1 protein-coding gene is annotated in these 1,029 nt (G+C 62.8%); it reads right to left on the bottom strand.

Annotated elements, in window-relative coordinates; all coding sequences use genetic code 11:
* Window positions 1-946, bottom strand: a 946-nt coding sequence (locus LL964_RS20040) for an IS481 family transposase (RefSeq protein ID WP_104588975.1), incomplete at its 3' end; no start/stop codon positions are given.
* Window positions 947-1,029: the final 83 nt, after the last annotated feature.

Raw genomic sequence — 1,029 nt, forward strand, 5'->3', positions numbered from 1 at the left:
TGTGTAAACCCACCACGTTGTTCAGTGTGATGTGGATCCTGGAGATGGGAGGTTGGTGTCCGAGGCTGGCATGGGGCCGATGCCAGTTGTAGTGATGGAGCCATGGCAACAGGTGCTGGGCACGTTGCTCTGAGCTGTCGTAGCGGTGTGCATAGGCCCATTCACGCAATGCGGTCTGGATGAAGCGTTCTGCCTTGCCGTTGGTGCGTGGGGTGTAGGGGCGGGTTCGGTAGTGTCTGAGTTTCAGGCGCCGGAGAGTGCGGGCAAACGCCTTGGAGCGGTAGCAGGTGCCGTTGTCGGTCAATACGCGCTGGAAGCTGACGCCCAGGCTGCGGTAGTAGCGCAAGGCGGCGATCAGCGCCCGGCAGGCGCTGAAGCCGCCTTCGTCCGGGTGCAGGGTGCTGAACGCAACGCGGGAATGATCGTCGATGGCGACATGGACATACTCCCATCCGGCTCCTCGGCTGGCTTGGGTACGGTCCCCGGTGACGCGATGACCGGCTTGCCGAAAGCGCCCGAGCTTTTTGATGTCCAGATGCAACATGCCGCCGGGCTGGGGATATTGGTAGCGCACGACAGGAGGTCTGGGCTCAAGTTCGGCAAGGCGATGCAGGCCGGCGCGGCGCACGATGCGCGCGATGGTGCTGTGTCCCACCTTCAGGTGAGTGGCAATCTGCCAATAGGTGGAGCGTTGTCGGCGCTGCTGCAGGATCTGTTCGACAAGTTCCGGTGGGGTGGCATGCGGACAGCGCTGTGGGCGCGAGGAGCGGTCCTGCAAGCCATCGACTCCCAGCAAACGGTAGCGCGCCAGCCACTTGTAAGCGGTGCGTACGCTGACGCCGCTGGCGTGCGCGGCCTCTTCCACGCGCAAGCCATGCTCCACGATGCGCTGAACGAGCAAGGCTCGACCTCGCGGCGTCAAACGGGCATGTTTATGAATGTTCATCCGGGGCTCCTGGGGGCTGGGTTGGCTTGGTAACCCCCATCTTCCAGATCAGCCCCGGATGAACAACCTACTGAGAGATCACA

Source organism: Xanthomonas melonis (genome assembly GCF_020783655.1).
Classification (GTDB): Bacteria; Pseudomonadota; Gammaproteobacteria; order Xanthomonadales; family Xanthomonadaceae; genus Xanthomonas; species Xanthomonas melonis.